Origin of the sequence: Nostoc sp. (assembly GCF_036917455.1) — a bacterium.
GTDB lineage: Bacteria > Cyanobacteriota > Cyanobacteriia > Cyanobacteriales > Nostocaceae > Nostoc.
Map to the genome: position 1 here is coordinate 14,756 of NZ_JBALDK010000117.1, position 17,628 is coordinate 32,383.

12 protein-coding genes are annotated in these 17,628 nt (G+C 40.7%); 7 read left to right on the forward strand and 5 right to left on the reverse strand.

Translation table 11 applies throughout. From position 1 onward, the window contains the following. Positions 1 to 29 precede the first annotated feature (29 nt). Together V7K42_RS12725 and V7K42_RS12730 are read right to left on the reverse strand one after the other, a co-directional pair. A complete protein-coding gene (locus V7K42_RS12725; RefSeq protein ID WP_334916650.1) occupies positions 30 to 5,711 on the reverse strand; it encodes a PAS domain S-box protein in 5,682 nt (1,893 codons plus the stop codon). A gap of 780 nt (positions 5,712 to 6,491) precedes the next feature. After that, positions 6,492 to 6,848 (reverse strand): Rieske (2Fe-2S) protein, encoded by a 357-nt coding sequence (locus V7K42_RS12730; RefSeq protein ID WP_334916652.1) that lies wholly within the window; start codon positions 6,846 to 6,848, stop codon positions 6,492 to 6,494. A gap of 276 nt (positions 6,849 to 7,124) precedes the next feature. Between V7K42_RS12730 and V7K42_RS12735 the strand changes: the two genes are divergently transcribed. The 4 genes from V7K42_RS12735 (at position 7,125) to V7K42_RS12750 (ending at position 12,188) form a co-directional block, all read left to right on the forward strand. Then, positions 7,125 to 8,978, forward strand: a complete 1,854-nt coding sequence (locus tag V7K42_RS12735; protein ID WP_334916654.1) for a vWA domain-containing protein — start codon at positions 7,125 to 7,127, stop codon at positions 8,976 to 8,978. Positions 8,979 to 9,623: 645 nt separating this feature from the next. After that, positions 9,624 to 10,703, forward strand: a complete 1,080-nt coding sequence (locus V7K42_RS12740; protein ID WP_334916656.1) for a M4 family metallopeptidase — start codon at positions 9,624 to 9,626, stop codon at positions 10,701 to 10,703. A 305-nt stretch (positions 10,704 to 11,008) separates the two neighbouring features. Further along, a complete protein-coding gene (locus V7K42_RS12745; RefSeq protein WP_334916658.1) occupies positions 11,009 to 11,308 on the forward strand; it encodes a protealysin inhibitor emfourin in 300 nt (99 codons plus the stop codon). A 55-nt stretch (positions 11,309 to 11,363) separates the two neighbouring features. After that, on the forward strand, positions 11,364 to 12,188 hold the full coding sequence (locus V7K42_RS12750) for an alpha/beta fold hydrolase (RefSeq protein ID WP_334916660.1): 825 nt from the start codon (positions 11,364 to 11,366) through the stop codon (positions 12,186 to 12,188). A gap of 4 nt (positions 12,189 to 12,192) precedes the next feature. On the opposite strand, the gene V7K42_RS12755 is transcribed toward V7K42_RS12750, so the two are convergent. Next, positions 12,193 to 13,662, reverse strand: a complete 1,470-nt coding sequence (locus V7K42_RS12755) for an amidohydrolase family protein (RefSeq protein WP_334916662.1) — start codon at positions 13,660 to 13,662, stop codon at positions 12,193 to 12,195. A 117-nt stretch (positions 13,663 to 13,779) separates the two neighbouring features. Here V7K42_RS12755 and V7K42_RS12760 point away from each other — a divergent pair, with 117 nt between their 5' ends. Further along, positions 13,780 to 14,577, forward strand: coding sequence for an aspartyl/asparaginyl beta-hydroxylase domain-containing protein (locus V7K42_RS12760; RefSeq protein WP_334916672.1), 798 nt, complete (start codon positions 13,780 to 13,782; stop codon positions 14,575 to 14,577). A gap of 2 nt (positions 14,578 to 14,579) precedes the next feature. After that, positions 14,580 to 15,587 (forward strand): zinc-binding dehydrogenase, encoded by a 1,008-nt coding sequence (locus V7K42_RS12765; protein WP_334916664.1) that lies wholly within the window; start codon positions 14,580 to 14,582, stop codon positions 15,585 to 15,587. On the opposite strand, the gene V7K42_RS12770 is transcribed toward V7K42_RS12765, so the two are convergent. Beyond that, the gene (locus V7K42_RS12770) at positions 15,584 to 16,135 is read right to left on the reverse strand and encodes a RidA family protein (protein WP_334916666.1); all 552 of its coding nucleotides are present in this window, start codon (positions 16,133 to 16,135) and stop codon (positions 15,584 to 15,586) included. The genes V7K42_RS12765 and V7K42_RS12770 overlap by 4 nt on opposite strands. Positions 16,136 to 16,214: 79 nt before the next feature. On the opposite strand from V7K42_RS12770, the gene V7K42_RS12775 reads away from it, so the two are divergent. Continuing rightward, entirely contained in the window at positions 16,215 to 16,613 is a 399-nt protein-coding gene (locus V7K42_RS12775; RefSeq protein ID WP_334916668.1) for a nuclear transport factor 2 family protein, read from the forward strand. Positions 16,614 to 16,642: 29 nt separating this feature from the next. Here V7K42_RS12775 and V7K42_RS12780 read toward each other — a convergent pair whose 3' ends face one another. Beyond that, positions 16,643 to 17,119, reverse strand: a complete 477-nt coding sequence (locus tag V7K42_RS12780) for a hypothetical protein (RefSeq protein WP_334916670.1) — start codon at positions 17,117 to 17,119, stop codon at positions 16,643 to 16,645. Between the last annotated feature and the right edge of the window lie 509 nt (positions 17,120 to 17,628).

Sequence of the window (17,628 nt, forward strand, 5' to 3'; positions counted from 1 at the left end):
CCGTATTGCTCTACAATCTCCAATTCTGATTAATTAGATAATAATCCTGCAATACTAGTCAATTCCATAATTTTCTCAAATTGAAATTCATGAGCTAAATTATTGATAAAATTTTGCAGTGCCGCATTTTCTGAAGGGATTTGCTCAATCAACTCTAAAATTAAATCATCGCTACATTGGGCTGCGGCAGTATACAACTGGTTCACCCATTCAGGGGACATTTCAGATAACATCGGCACTAAATCTGCAAGATTTAAGATTGATTCTTTTATTCGTTGTTTTGAGTTTGTTATTTGATATTTATCTTCTTGATAAATATATTCAACTCCTAAATATTCGCTCAACTTTTCTAATAATTGTTCCTCGCGGAAAGGCTTGTTAATATAATCATCACAACCTGCTTTAATCATTGCCTCTCGCTGCTCTTCAAAGGCATTAGCCGTTAAAGCAATGATAATAGTCTGACAATTTGGGATTGAGGTTTCAACTCTTGCTTTAATGATTTGTGTGGCTTCATAGCCGTCCATAATCGGCATCCGCATATCCATTAAAATTAGCTGTGGTTGCCATTTCTGCCAAAGTGCGATCGCTTCGGTACCATTTGCCGCTTCCTGCACTACAAAGCCGATAGATGTCAGAATTTTCAATAGCACTAAACGGCTGTCTATGGAGTCATCAACCACCAAAATGCGGTATTCCTTTTGAGCAGGCGCTAAACTCAGAACTTGTCGTCTAATGTGCTTGATCTGGATTTGGCTAGCTGCGGCTAGACTAATTTGAATATCAAAAGCAAATTTACTTCCTTCGCCAATAATGCTGGTGACGCTAATATCTCCCCCCATTAGTTGCACGTACTTGCGGCTAATTGCTAAACCTAATCCTGTTCCCTGTTGCGATTTCCTGCCAGTTTCAGTTTGCCCAAAAGCTTCAAACAACAAGTCAATTTCTTGTGGGGCAATACCGCAGCCGGTGTCTATAATTTCGAAGATTAGGGATTGGGTACAAGAGACAGAGGGGAAGGGAGCAGGGAGCAAGGGGGATAATGAAAAATTACCTCTTTCCTCTTTTCTCTCGCCTTTCTGCTCCCCTACTCCCCTGCTCCCTACCCCCACCCGTAACATCACTCTGCCTGTATCAGTAAATTTGATTGCATTTCCCAAGAGGTTAAGCAAGACTTGACGCAGTTTGCTTTCATCAACTTGGATATATTGAGGAAGATGAGATGTATATTCAAATACTAATTCTAATCCTTTGGAGGTGGCGCGGAAGCATAACATCTCTTCGAGGTTTTCTAAGAGACGAATTAAGTCAAAGCTGTTGAGGTTTAATGTTATTCTGCCAGCTTCAATTTTAGACATTTCCAGAATGTCGTTAATTAAGTTGAGGAGATGTTCGCCAGCCCGATTGATGATTGCTAGATTTTGCTGATGTTCAGCAGATAAAGCCCGATCGTGGCTCATGACTTGGGTAAATCCAAGGATGGCGTTGAGTGGGGTACGTAGTTCGTGGCTCATGTTGGCGAGGAATTCGCTTTTGGCGCGGTTGGCAGCATCAGCAGCGATCGCAGCTTCTTGCAATGCTTGTGACTGCCTTTGAGTTTGGGCCAGCAATTGGGCTTGCTGTAGAGCAACACCCAACTGATTGCCAATTTGAACTACGATGTTGATTTCTCCTGGTTTCCATTGCCGGGGAGCAGAATTTTGATAACTCGCTAATAATCCCCAAAGCTGAGTACCATATAAAATTGGGACAATAATGTAGGCTTTTGCTTGAAAGCGTTCTAAGAGGCTGATGTAAGAAGGATGAAACTCAGCGTTGTAAATGTCTGGGACACTGCGGAAACTTGCACCTTGGGTTGCTTGCAGATAAGGATCTTCCAGATGGTTATCCACGCTATCCAAGATTTTTGCTAGACAACGCTCGTTTTGTAAGATACCTTCTGTGAGATTAGGGTCATTGTTGTGTTCTTCTATCAAAGAAATCCAACCATTACCCACAGACTCGGAGACAAATTCGCCATTCCATTGGGGATTGAAACGATAGACAACAACCCGATCGCAATTAAGTACTTGCCGTAGTTCTTGGGTTGTAGCCGCAAATATAGTCTCTAAATCCAGTGTTTGGCGCATCCTTTGAATAACTTGGGCGATCGCTCTTTCCCGTTCTGCACTCTCGCGTAGGGCTTCTTCTGCCAATTTTCTCTCGGTAATATCTGTAATCGTACCGATGTAGCCTTTGATTTCTCCATCATCTCGAAATTCTGGCAAAGCCTGACAAATTACCCAGACAACTGTACCATCATCACGTAAAAAGCGATGTTCGTACTTATACATTGTTTTAGCAGTTATTGCTTTATTCCATGTCAACCATAGTTGCTTGCGGTCGTCTACATGGACGGCTTTTGCCCAACCTCTTCCCAAAGAATTTTCTAAACTGCATCCAGTAATCTCAGTCCAGCGTTGATTAAAATATAAGACATTACCATGCACATCAGTATGAAATATACAAGCTGGTGAAGCTTCTGCTAAAAGTTTATATTGCTGTCTACCTGAGTGTAAAGCCAATTCTGCGAGTTTAGCATCGTTGATGTCTGCCCAATAGCCAACACATTCTATCGGTTTACCAACTTCGTCACGGATTAACCTCATCTTTTCATAAAACCAATGATAAGTTCCGTCAGCGTGTAACCATCGGTATTCGTAAGACCTGTACTCTTGCTCAACCAACTGGGAAAATTTTTCTGAGATCAGTTCAACATCTTCTGGGTGGACGTGATGGAGCCAGAAATTAGGATTTTCTAAAAATTCCTGCGCTTCATATCCAACCATTGCCTTAATATTCTTACTAATAAAGGTAGTGCTAAAGTTGCCTAATGTTTTTTTGCTGCTATAAATCACCACAGGGCTAGATGTAAGCAGATATTGGAGGCGTTCGTTGGCTAAACGCAGTTCTTGTTCAACGTGTTTGCGTTCGCGTAGCGCTGCTTGCAGTTCGCTAATTTCTACTAAAACTGTACCCACACCAGAGGGGCGATCGTCCTCACCAGGAATCGGAAAATAAGAAACTAGGAAGTGGCGGATAATATCTGGTTGTTTAATTGATGCGGCGCTTAATTCTTGATTGAGAATGGGTTGACCAGTTAACAGAACCTGTTGATAAATTGGTTCCACCAAGGGGGCGATGTGGGGCAAAACTTCATGGATGGGCTTACCAATACAATCTTGTTGGGATAGTCCATTAATTTCTGCCAAGGGTTGGTTGATTTGCACAAACCGCAACTGGTTATCTACAATATTCATGCCGACAGGAGCGCTGCTAAAAAAGGCATTGAGGCGAGCTTGTCTGAGTGCGAGTTCTTGTTCTAGGGTTTTGCGCTCAATCAGCCCACCTAACTGAGCAGCAACAGCATTGACTAGTAAAAGCAAACGTCTATCTACCAATACTGAACTACGTTTAAAAAACACTAAAACAGCTAATACTTGCTTTCCAGACAATATGGGAACACCAAAACCAGCTTTCAATCCTACCTTGGCTGCTTGTTGCGATCGCAAAAAAATTGGCTTTGTAACTTGCGAAACATCTTCTATCCATTCTGGCTGCTGATTTTGCCAAACTCTTCCTGGTAGTCCCACTCCTAGAGGAAATTTCACAGTTTGGCTTTGGCGGCAAAATTCTTCTAAACTGCTTTCTTCACCGTACCAGCCGAGACTGTGTTCTAAAGTACCATTTTCATTAGGTATCCATGCTTCACCAAAATCCCAGCCAATAGTGTGACAAATTAAGCGCAAGACCAGTGCTAAAGCGCTATTGACATCACTGACACGAGTGATGGCTTGGGTTGTCAACAATAGCAATCGGCTTTCATTTTCTGCCTGCTTGCGTTCAGTTATATCTTTTGCGGTGCCCAGTACGTACCATTGCCCATCAATCTCGATCATTTCCGCACTCAACAAGGTTGTCCTGATTTCTCGCGAACAAGTGCAGACATCAACTTCATAGTTACGGATCGCTTTGGTTTTTTGCAGCATCTGAGCGAGGAAATTATATTCTTCTGGATTCGCCCAAATATTTAATTCTCCATCGGTGCGATTGATCACCTGAGAGCGAGAATAACCAAAAAACCGACAAAAGCTGTCGTTAACTTCAACATAGCGTTTGTTGGGAATAGTAATTAAGGCAATTGGATCGGGGGATGACCGAAAAGCTGATGCTAACTTTTCTTCAGAAGCCCGTCGCGCTGCTTCTGCACGTTGACGTTCTATTGCTTCCAATACCAGAGATGCTAAATTGCCCAAAGAACGAGCGAAATTTTGGTCTTCCAGCGTCCAATGATGAGCAACTCCCACCGCCTCCATAGATAAAACTCCTACGGTTTTACCCTCTAGGCGAATAGGTGTATCAAGTACGGAGGTAACGTTTAATCTTGAGTAACAGGCAAAAAATTCTCTAGTTCTGGGATCGTTATAGACATCCTCTGTGGCGATTGGTCGATCTTGTTGCAAAGCCGCAAAATAAGCTGGATAGTCGGCTGCTGATAAGAAAAATCCTTCGCTATGTTGATTGCAACTGCCCTCAAATAAGTCAAAACACTGGATTTTCGTGCCTGTTTCGTCATATAACCAGACACTGGCTCGTTCCATTCCAATATTTTTGACGGCTGTTTCTGTAATTTTACTTAAAGCTGCTTTCAAGTCACCCTGATAAAGGGTCTGATTTTGTGCCAGTTGGGTTAGCACTAGGTTATGATTGCGGAGCTTAATCGCGCTTTCTTGGAGTAATTTTTCTATACCTCGGCGCTGAGTAATATTACTAGCAGTGCCTGTCATGCCTATAATTAAACCATTTTCATTGCGTAATGCGATCGCATTAAACATTAGATAAAGTAAAGTACGATCTTTAGCTACACAGGTAGTTTCATGCTGAAAGAGCGATTTTCCCTGTAAAACACGCTCAAACGCTATTTTATCTTGAGCAATTTGTTTTGGCGAGATGAAATCAGTCCACGGTCGCCCAATCATTTCCTGGGGTTCGTAGCCATAAATCTGCTTAACTGCTGGGTTAACAAAGGTAATTAATCCATTAATATTCACCGACCAGATCATATCCTGGGATGTCTCTACTAGGTGGCGATACTGACTTTCACTCTTCTTCAGGGCGGCTTCGACTAAAACGTGTTCGCTTTGGTAAACTTCTCTACAAAAGGCTTTCCCAAGGTTAACGGGAATTTTTTTGAAAATTTCTTCTATTTGTTTGTTGCGAATATTTAACTCAGCAGCAATCCGTTGACGTTCTTGAATCTCCTGTTGTAGTCTGGTGTTTTGTTCTTTTAACTGTTTTTTCAGTCTTTGGAGAGTCAATTGATTTTGAATACTTAATAAAACTTCTTGAGTTTTGAATGGTTGAACAATATAGTCAACATCACATAAATCAAAAATTTTAAGTTCTTCAGATAATTCATTTAAAACACTGAAAATAATTATTGGAATCTCTTGGCTTTTCAAATATCGGCAAATTTCATAACCATCCATCTCTGACATGGAAACGTTTAGCAAAAACAAATCAGGTGAGGAAGTCAACGCTATATTGATTGCCAATTGTCCAGATATGGCACTTTGCACCTCATAACCTTGGACTTGAAGGATGTCTGATAAAAAATGTAAATTCTCTAAGTTATCATCAACTAATAAAATTTTTATTTCTTGAGCATCCATATCGTGAATAAATTGTTGAATAAAACCGAATATTAAATCAAAAAATCAAACTCTTTTACAAGATTGTAAAGAAAATCATCCCTTACCACCATACTTCAGAGCAGGGTAAAAGAAGATTGAGGACAACAAGGAAACGGAACAAGGAGACTAATCTCATAATATCGGGTGTATTTAAAGCAGTTTTCATTTAATTTAACCACATCTGTTGTGGGAACACAGTAATCCTGACTAGTGTCAATTTCAGCTAAAACTCTTTCTAAGCCTTGTTAAGAGCCTCTGGCTAGAAATGCTGTGATCAAAAAACTCTGAACAAAGTAATGTCTCAAAACATTCCTGCGTACTTACCAGATTATACTGTTAGGATCAGCGATGATGTGACATTTAGCATGGGCATAGCAAGGTCTAGGCTTATTGAAAACCTGGTATGGATGCAAATGGGAGTGGGAACCTCTTGAACAAGAGGCAAGAGAGTAGGAGAATGTTTTTTGTCTTCTCTCATGCAATAGTTATAGATTAGGTGAATTGTGAAAAAACCCCAGCTAAACTCATGAACTGGGGTTTTATATTGCTTAACTATTAAAAGGCTGATATAGCCTAATTGAGATCCTCTTATCCTGGGCTATATTGATAAAATAAGGATTAGAGCAAGCTATGAAAGCGGAGGTTACTTTTTTGTTAAACCTCCGTTATTGCATACAAGCGATCGCACGCTATAGGCAAAATGTTGGCAAAAGTATAACTTTAGATATTTGCCCAATAGCAGTAAATTCAAAGAGGGTGCTATTCCTCTTGCACATCAACCCAGATACTGCCTTCTTCCACACGAAGAGGAAACACTGGTAGCGCCTTTGGTTGTGAAACCAACGAGAGTACTTTCCCTACACCAGGTGGCCAAGAACACCAGTCTTCAACTTCACCAGTCCGCAGGTCAAAAGCGCTGTGATGGAAGGAACAAACAATTGCCCCATCTTTAATTTTGCCACTTTTGAGCGGTAATTTTAAGTGAGGACAGGTATTATCTACAGCATAAAGCTGATTTTCGTGATTTAAAACCAGAATTTTCCGGTTGCCAACTTTCACCACTTGTCGCGTACCTGGGGAAAGTGCTTCAACTGCAAGAACTTTAGTCCAGCTCATTAGGTTCTCCTTTCCTAATTGATCTGCTTTTAGTTTCCCGCAATTGTGACCAGTGCGATCGCCTTTCAGTAGTGGGGAAAAGTTAGTAGATAGCAAACTTTTCTCTAAAGGATGGGCTTTACCGATACTGATGAAATACCAAAACTATAAAATCTTACATTAAATAACTTTTTTACACTGAACAAAATGATTTTTGGGTAAACTAAACAAAGTACTTCCTATCCCAGCATCATCGGCTTTGTAGCTCATAACAGACAATTTTCAGGGATATAAAAAATGATTAAGACAAGTTACGAATTTGACCAGTCTATTCTTCCTGCAGGATCTTCATTAAAGACTAATATTCTGCTACGTTTTCGTGCTGAGGTAGCTGAATCTCCCCGACGTAACCTTAACCTTTCTCTTGTCATTGACCGTTCTGGCTCTATGGCAGGCGCTCCCTTACATCATGCACTCAAAGCTGCTGAGTCTGTGGTAGATCAACTTGAGCCAGATGACATTCTCTCAGTAGTTGTTTATGACGATGAAATAGACAGCGTTGTGCCACCCCAAGCTGTGACTAACAAAGCCACACTGAAAAATTCTATCCGCAAAGTGAGAGCAGGCGGTATTACCAACTTATCGGGGGGATGGCTCAAAGGCTGCGAACACGTCAAAACGCGACTCGATCCGCAAAAAATAAATCGTGTTCTTCTGCTTACCGATGGTCACGCTAACATGGGCATTCAAGACCCCAAAGTACTAACGGCGACATCAGCACAAAAAGCTGAGGAAGGCATCACCACAACTACATTAGGTTTTGCTCAGGGTTTTAATGAAGATTTGCTAATTGGTATGGCAAAGGCAGCCACGGGCAACTTTTACTTTATTCAAAGCATCGATGAAGCAACTGAAGTTTTTAGTATTGAGCTAGACAGTATGAGAGCAGTTGTGGGACAAAACCTCAAGGTGACACTTGAGTTAGCTGATGGTGTCAGCCTTGCTGATACTTTAAGTCTTGCTAAAGTTAGCCAGAATGATGCTGGTCAAGCTGTCATTACCTTGGGAGAGCTTTACGAGGGTGAAGATAAACTTCTCGGCTTAAGTTTGGCGATATCAAGCGCTCAAGTTGGTGAGTTACCTGTAATGAAACTGCATTACAGCGCCGATGTTGTCCAAAATGACCTCATTCAAAGCGTGTCAGGCACAGCAGATGTCATCGCCAAAGTTGGCACCGTTGAGGAAGCAGCTTTTGCCTCTACAAGCAATATCATTCTGGAACTAAGTCGCCTCACCATCGCTAAAGCTAAAGAGACTGCCCTCGATTTAGCTGAACATGGCAAACACCAACAAGCGGAAGAAATTCTCCGCACCGTCGTGAAAGATTTGCGGGATAAAGGGCTGAACGAGAATTTTGAAATTGCTGAAGAGATCGATCAGCTTGAGTATTTCGCAGGTCGAATCGCCCAAAAAGCTCTCGGTAATGCTGGACGTAAAGAACTGCGAGATCAGTCTTACCAGACGATGAACCGCAATCGCAACGACCTGGTGGGACGAGGTGTGACTGCTGGTGATGAAGTATACGCAATGCCTGTTGTCAATGAAGTTGGTTCAGGTGTTGAACTGCATTGCGTTCGTGAAGGGGGTAAACTACGGGTCAAAGTCATATCTGAGAGCTACGATTCAACCAAGAATGTCCAGTTTCCCCGGAGCATTCGGGCTGAGGGAGCAAGGTACGTTGTTGAAGAACTGGAACTATCAAGCGAAGGCACTTTCTATCGTGTACGTGGCAATATCACTCGTTTTGCTCAACCCGGCGCAACAGATATCTTCATTGCTCCTATACAATCAAATGTAGCGTACACAGGCAAAGCCTCTAAAGGCCCTGCCAGTGCCGCCGATCTTCCCACAACTGACACTGTAAATGATGCTATTCTTGTTCAGTGTGTCAAAGATGGCAGCAAGTTACGCGCTAGGGTAGTTTCCGACGGATATGAACCAGATTGGAATATGCGTTTTCCGCGATCGGTTCGTGAAGAAGGAATGCTTTATGTAGTTGATGAAGTCAAAACAGCACCTGATGGAAAGTCTTATATTGCATGTGGTGAAATTAAGCGATTTATGCAACCCACTATTACCGTGTCGCCGTAAAAAAATCCGGTAGTGACTAACTACTAAATACTACCTCGAAGGAAGTTCTGAAAATATTCAGGTTTTAGATGCTTTAGTTCTGGACGGTTTAGGTCTAGAACGAAATAACCCTATCTCTGCACCCCTGCGGTTTTAATAATAATTTTGGCGTTGCTGAATCATGGGATGATTTAGCCCAATTTAAAACGAATTTTCAATGGTTTCAACCAGAAAATCATCCCGCATTTATGTAACGCCATAATTTTGTAAGCAGACACGATATTACCTGTCCACAATGGGTATTTATAAGATTAGCAGCATTATGGTAACAAAACAGCAATAAATAACATTATTTCCCTTGATAAGAACTAATATATAAGCGCGTTAGGTTTGTGAAGGAGGTTTTGCTAACTCAACCAAGGATTTTCGCTGAAACTTGCGGTATCTAAGCTGTCCTTCTGTTGTTTAAAGCAATATTTCCACATCAAAAGTACTCCGTGAGGGTACTATCCATCCTTCACACACCTATCCGAAAATACAGATGAGAAAATTTTCTTCAGAAAAGATCACAGAAACACGCGATTTAAATTCGTTTTTCGGCTTCTTTCTCCAGTGGAGTTAAAGCCACTGTAAGAATCACTTAGTTTCAAAAGGAGAATATTTTGGATGGCTCGAAATAAAAAGAAATCAGCCGGCTTCGAGTATGAGCATCCACTTGACTCTAGATGCCCGATTTGTTGTATTGTCCCGCCCCACATGCTTAAAAATGTCGTGCTGAATGGCAATCCCCAGCAACGGACTTGGGCTTTTCATACATTAAATATTTCGGCGCAATTTCTGGGACGGAGAAATGTCGTAGGTAATGTCTCATTTGCACCTTCTCCGGGTGAAAAACGTCGCACCATTTACGATGCCAAATATGGCCAGCAACTCCCTGGTACACTAGTGCGGGGTGAGGGAGATCCTCCCAGCAGTGATGCAGCAGTGAATGAAGCCTACGATGCTGCTGGTGCTACTTATGACTTGTTTCATGAAATATTCGATCGCAATTCGGTTGACGACAAAGGACTACGTTTAGACTCCACCGTGCATTATGGCGTTAAATATGACAATGCCTTTTGGAACGGCGACCAAATGGTTTATGGTGATGGCGACGGAGAACTGTTTCAACGCTTCACGACATCAATTGATGTGATTGGGCATGAACTAACTCATGGTATAACCCAGTATGAAGCTGGTTTACAGTACTATGGCGAACCAGGGGCACTAAATGAATCGTTTTCTGATGTTTTCGGTTCCCTCGTGAAACAGAAGATCAAAAATCAGACTGCACAAGAAGCAGATTGGCTGATTGGACAAGGTCTTTTAGTACCAACAGTCAAAGGTGTTGCCCTCCGCTCCATGAAAGCACCAGGAACAGCTTATGACGATCCGGTATTGGGTAAAGATCCTCAACCAGCCCATGTAAAAAATAAATATACAGGTACTGATGATAACGGTGGGGTGCATATTAACTCAGGAATTCCTAACTATGCCTTTTATTTAACGGCTGTTGGGATTGGTGGTTATGCTTGGGAAAAAGCTGGTAAAATTTGGTATATAACTTTACGCGATCGCTTGAATGCTAAAGCAGATTTTAAAAAAGCTGCCAACGTCACCATTCAAGTTGCTGGCGAACTCTACGGTAATGGTAGTGATGAGCAAAAAGCTGTACAGAATGCTTGGCAAAAGGTAGGAGTTATCTAGAAGTGTTCAGTGAGGAGTTAGGAGTTAGGAATAAATAGTCAATATCTTCCACTACCTGACTCAACACTCAGGACTGATATAGGACTCCTATTTGATTTTTGAACAAGATTCAGTACACATTTATACCCTTATTTTCTGTTTCCTACCTACGCAGATAATTATGGCTACGCCACGCTACGCGAACAGGAATCAAATCGTGATTACTATATATCTGTTGTGTATTGTTGCTAAAGTGGGAGGTGAGAACTATCATCTCCTATTTTAAATATTTATTTAAACTAAATAACACAACGGAGAGCAAAAAAATGCGGGTATCCTTTGAGCGCACAGGCGGCTTTGCTGGAATCAGCAAAAAGACAACCGTTGATACAGACACTCTCCCGCCAGATGAAGCTGCAACACTTCCCCGACTGGTGGAAATTGCAGATTTATTTAGGCTACCTGAACTAATTACTTCGCCAAATCAAGAGAGCGATCGCTTTCAGTATAAGTTAACAGTAGAAGATAACGGTAAGCAGCATACGGTAACTGTCAGTGAGTCAGCATTGCCAGGAAGCTTAAGACCTCTGATTGAATGGCTACAAACAGTAGCACAGAAAAGGTAATTTGCTGAAGAGGTTAAATGAAAGCTGACATAAATCCTAAATTTATCAGGGTGTTATGAATCAACCAATCAAGCGAGCTTTTTTAGACACTGAAGATGGACAAATTCTTTATCGGATTGGCGGTGAGGGAGAGCCTTTATTGCTACTGCATATGAACCCCCGTAGTAGTGATGAATATAAGGAATTAATGTCCATTTTAATAAAAAAGTACCGCGTGATAGCGATGGATTTCATAGGTTTTGGTGAGTCTGATAAACCGCCCAAATTGTATTCAGTGGCAGACTACGCTAAAACTGTTATTGCCCTGTTGGATGAATTAGGTATTGAAAAAACAAACATTCTGGGAAACCATACAGGCGCTTTCGTTTCTGGAGAAGTAGCCGCAGCTTACCCGAAAAGAGTCAACAATTTAATTTTGTGTAACGTTGCTGGTTTTGGTGAAGCAGGAAAAGCAGATTTAATGAGGAGATTTCAGAAGGGTTTCCTCATTAAAGAAGACGGTTCGCACCTGATGGAAAGATGGTTAGCCCGTTCAAGATACGTAGGTTCTGCTGATTTGAATCATCGTTGGGTTTTAGATGATTTGAAATGTTTTGGCTATCCTTTGTACGCAGTTTGGGCAGTTGGAAATTACTGTATGGATGCTGCCCAAAGGTTTACTTTAATCAAGTGTTCTACACTTATAGTCTGGGGAATTGACGATGTAGAAGAATTTCAAAAATTAGGTTTAGCACTGGCAGAAGACCGATATTTTCTATCACAAGCAATTCCCCACGCTAAGGTTGTAGAGTTAGCAGGTGGAACTATCTGCATGATGAACCAAATCCCTGAAGAAATATCAAAGGTAGTTATAGAGTTTCTGGACAATACAAGTGTTTAAAACTCTATGCTCTTTTTAAATAACGTCCAGTGGGTGAACCTAAAACTTGCCCATTGTTGTAAATAAGATTTCCGCGTAAAAAAGTACTCTTCACCCGCCCAGTTAACTCCACTCCTTCAAAGGGTGTATAACCTTGTTGTGATTCCGACTCAGCAGCATGTACCACAAAGCTTTCATTCGAGTCTACCAACACCAAATCAGCATCATAGCCAATAGCAATATCACCTTTTTGTAACAAGCCAAAGCGCCGAGATGGGTTCCAAGACAGCAACTTAGCCATCTGGTTGCAAGACATCCCTCGCTTACTACCTTCACTAAATACACCAGAAAGTAAATATTCTGTACCACCAAAACCAGACTTTGCTAACCAAATATTATTCGGGTCTTTATTACTTCTTTTTTGTTCAGCAGAACAGCAAGCGTGGTCGCTAACTATCCAATCTACCTGATTATTGAGTACTGCTTGCCACAAGTATTCCACATCAGCGCGGGGACGGATAGGAGGGTTGACTTTTGCCCAAATACCATTAGGAGTATCGACATCTAATAACAAATGTCCGACAGTAACTTCTCGCCGAAAGTTGATATGAGGAAAAGCAGTTTGCATAGTCAAAGCTGCTTCCATTGCTTTTTGCGAACTCAGGTGCAACAAATTGATATTTGCACAGTTAGTCTCATTGGCTAAATAAGAAGCAATGCAAATTGCTAAACCTTCAGAATGAGGTGGACGCGCCGCACTGTAAGCGTGTAATCCGCTCAGACTAGAATCATTTTCAACTATTTTGGTATAAGCATTGAGAATTTCTGCAACTTCACAGTGCAAACTCAAGCTGATAGTATCTCGCGCTTCTGGATGTTTTTCCATCAAGCGAGTTAGACCGCGCATAATAAATTCAAAATGGGCGAAGTCGTAACGTTCCTCTTTATTAATCATCAAAAAGAGGTTTTGCTGGTCTGATAAACCATGCAACCCATAGCCGCCATAAAACATGAAGATTTTAAACGAAGATATACCGTATTCCTCAAACAATAAAGGTATTTCATCGATATGCTGGCTAGCTATAGGTGCAATGTGATAGCCGTAATCTACAAAAAAATTACCTGTGGATAACGCCAAAACTTCTGGAAAAAAATCGCGGTATGAGCCGCCTTTGTTAAGATAATACTGCCCTGTACGGATGTAATTCAGGCTGGTAGTTACACCTCCCATTGCGGCTGCTTTGGTTTCAGTCACAGCATCTTTGTCAAGGGGTTGATAGATACCTACGTGCATGTGGGCATCTACGACTCCAGGAAAGGCTAGCAGGTTTTTGCCATCAAATACCTGTTTGCCTGTGTCTGGGCTAATATTAGGGGCAATCTGAGCAAATTTTCCATCCTTAATGCCTAAATCAAGTAGTTCGATTACATCCTGGTGGGGACGAACTACTTGCACATTTTTGATAATTTGATCTAATACGGGAGTTTCAGACACAGTAGACCTCACACTAAAATGAGTTTAGTCAGCAATTCCAACATCGAATCGAGACGAAGACCAAATCTGATCATTATATAACGGTTTTTTATGAAATCATCTTCAGGAGAAAAGACAATGGAAAGCTTTAATGAATATCATATAGACCCAAATAAATTTACTTTTCTCAAAAATTTTGCAGATAACTGGCAAGTGATTAGAGATGAGTATATACGCTTTATTAATAATGCATCTAATGATGAGTTAAAATTTACTTACGATGTTCTTGGTCCGAAAAGCCAAACAATTAAAACTAAAGGTAAATCAAAATACAGCGCTTTTGGGATATTATTTCAAGGTATGTCTATTGAAAAATATATTCAAGCTTATCAAATACAATATCCTGATTATGGGCCAGATGAAGCATCAAAAAACGCACTGGAATTAAGAGAGAAATATTTCCCGAATTTAGCTAATGTAATAAAAAATGTGAACTTTATTGATGATGATATCATCAGAAATGTATATTATGGTACATTCCATCCAGGCTTAGATATCAAGCTGCATGTAAACTATAACCCTCATACAAATCGCGGCTATTTAGGATTAATAGTGCCAGAGGGTGATGTAGCTATGAAAATATGTCACGAGCAACTTTATTGGCATGAGGGAAAATTCCTGGTTTTAGATCATAGCTATCCCCACTGTCCACATAATTACACCAATTATGATAGAACTGTCTTGGTTGTAGACTTTTTTAAACCGGATAAGCCTAGAGATGAAGTGATAGGATTTGAAAAAGAGGAAGTCATCCAACGGATGCAAGATAATCCTTACAGCTTAGGCGTTTTTGGTAAAAGCGATAAAGCTAAAGAAGAAGATTTTATCAAGTATGGTTTAGCTCATCAATTAGAGTGGGATAAGGCTTTGATTTAGAAATGAACGCAACAACCTACAGAAAGTTAATAGCAAAGCAACTTAATCAAGATTTTAAATCTGCCATTGAAATTGTTGAAGTTCCTATTTCCCAACCTGCTGCTAGCCAAGTTTTAATTCAAAATAAATTTGCTGGTGTTAACGGTGGATTTGATACCTTACTTTGCCGTGGTGATGTTCCTTATGTTAATTTAATTCCTCCCTTTGATTTGGGTGTCGAAGCTGTAGGGGAAGTTATCACTGTCGGTGAAAATGTCAAAGATTTTCAAATTGGTGATGCTGTCATAACTACGGCACGTGGTGGTGGTTATCGAGAATATCAGGTTATCGATGCAAACTTAGCGGTGAAGGTACGGGAAGCAACGCCAGAGTTGCTAACACTAATGCCTACAGGTGTATCAGCCTTGGTTGCACTGGAACAAGTAGGGGAGATGAAAAGTAATGAAGTGGTTTTAGTGACAGCAGCAGCAGGGGGAACTGGTCATATTGCGGTGCAATTGGCAAAATTAGCTGGTAATCATGTCATTGGTACTTGCAGTTCTGAAGCGAAAGCAAGCTTACTGAGAGAATTAGGATGCGATCGCATAATCAACTATCGCACAGAAAACCTCAATCAAGTCCTTAAGGAAGAATACCCTAATGGGATTAATTTAATCTTCGACTGTGTAGGTAAAACCATATTTGATACCTGCGTTGAAAACTTGGCAGTGAGGGGACGCTTAGTAGTGGTTGGTTTTATCTCCGAATACGCAAAAAACGCGGAAGAAATTACACAACTACGTATTTATCACCAGCTATTTTGGAAAGCAGCTTCTGTGAAAGGCTTTCTCATGCCTCATTATAAAGAATATATGGCAGAGGCACGCGATCGCCTATTAAACCTCTTCTACTCTAGAAAACTCAAAGTTGCTGTTGACCCAACCCAGTTTAACAGCATAGAATCCATTCCGGCTGCCGTTGAATATCTACTTAGTGGTAAAAATTGCGGTAAAGTAGTTGTCAGGTTTTAGCTGTCAACAATTGCTATACACTTAATCTCAACAATAAGTCCTGGGGTAGATAATCCGACTACCCCAAGACCAGTCCAAGTAGGAAAGTTATTGGTGAAATAGCGGTCTTTTACCTGCATAAAAATTGGCAAAAATGGAATGATATCAGGTGATTGACTAGAAGCTATTGCTTCTGTTTGAAGTTCACCTAGTTCTGTTCCAGTCACATGATATGTAATCATTTCAACTACATTATCAAATGTAGCTCCTCCTGCTTCTAGCACCAGATTAACATTCTCAAAAGCCTGAACAAACTGGGCTTCTATTCCCTTAACAACTTGCAAATTCTCATCTCTGCCTACTTGCCCTGAAATATATAAGGTATTCCCAACTTTAATACCAGGACAATAATGAAACTTTTCAAAGAGAATTTCCATCCCTTTTGGAATAATGACTTCACGATAGGACATCATGCATCTCCTTAATTTGGCAATTAACGGACTTTCAACGACACAAATACTTTTACGATTAATTAAATTATGTGTAAAATTTACAATATTAATTAGCAAAACTCACAAACTAATGGTAGTAATCTTACAACCCAAAAAGCAAAATTGTATAAAAGTTAGATATTAAAGGTGAGATATAATGACGCAAGATTCAGAAAATACTTTAAAAGTTGCTCGACAGGCATTTGAAAATCTTACATCTGGTATGGTAACAGGAGAGTGGGAACCATTGTTAGATATGCTTACAGAAGATTTTACCCTTTGGTTTCCAATGGGTAAATTTCACGGTTTGAATGTGGGAAAAGAGCGAGCTAGAGAATTTTTCGAGTACGTTTTTGAAGCCTTCAGTCCTGGTTTGAATCTAACTGGTTTAGACCGTGTTACCAACAATAAAACAACGGCTGTCTTTGAATTTCGGGATGAGGGACTTTTGTTCGGACAGCCTTACAAAAATCGGGTAGTAGTTTCTTTTGATGTGCGTGGAGACAAAATTTGTGGCTATAGGGAGTACTTTGGCAGTGATGGAAAATCTTATTAAATAATTCGCAATTGCGAGTTACGAATTATTTAGTTTCTCTCAGGGTTAAGTTCGTTGATTTCTTTGCACTTAGCTTCTGCAGCTTGATATGCCGCCAAATAGTCTTGACCACCCAACATCACATCACCGTAATATTCATAAGGTGGCTCACCATAGATTGGCAATGGTTCATCTTCTGGATAATCTTCTTTTGATTCTTCAATGATGGCTTTGAGTTTTTTAACGGTCAGTTTTTGTGCAGCAAAATACCAGAGTTCTTGGGGATTTTTGTTTAAGTGCGGTAATGTAGGATCGACAATGTGTACCTCAGAGGTATCGCCTAATTCAATCCAACTGTGTTCAATTGGTCTGTATGGCTTTCCCACAAAAGCTAAAAATCCCTGAATATATCTTGCTCCCTCAGTGGATAATGCTGCTTTGTAAGCATTATGAAAGGGAGTACTAGCTCTGCTATTTATGCGTTCAGCAGTTTCGATTGACAGCGTTTCATCCAATAATTTGTTCATCGATAGCAAGGATTAGAGCAGCCATGAAAATATATTACCACGCATTGGGACTGGGGGATGAGGTATAAATACCTCTATCCCGCTTCAAATCCGGGTGACACCTTCTTGAAAATACAACCATTACAGAGATAGGAAAGTAGCCTGTATCTTTGTTTTGGGGCTAAAACTGGGCTAGAAAATTAAGCTTCAAGATATGCCGAACTGTATCAAAATACGTCGAGGTATGCCAACTGAGTAGTTACCAATTTTAGTGACAGACATTGATAGCAAAATAGCGGAAGCCAACAACACGCTTCAAGCCACAAACACAAGAGTATCCATTGAGCGCCGGGGAAACAAGCTTTGGCTAAGAATAACCTTACCGTCTAAGCCCCACATCAATAAGCAGTAGCCGTACCAGCAAAAAGTCTGCCTTCAACACAGTGCATAATCCATTGTTGCCTACAAGCCAACACTGTAGTTAGTTTCAGGAGACAGTAAAAGCTCTCCAAAAAAATTTTGGAGAAAAT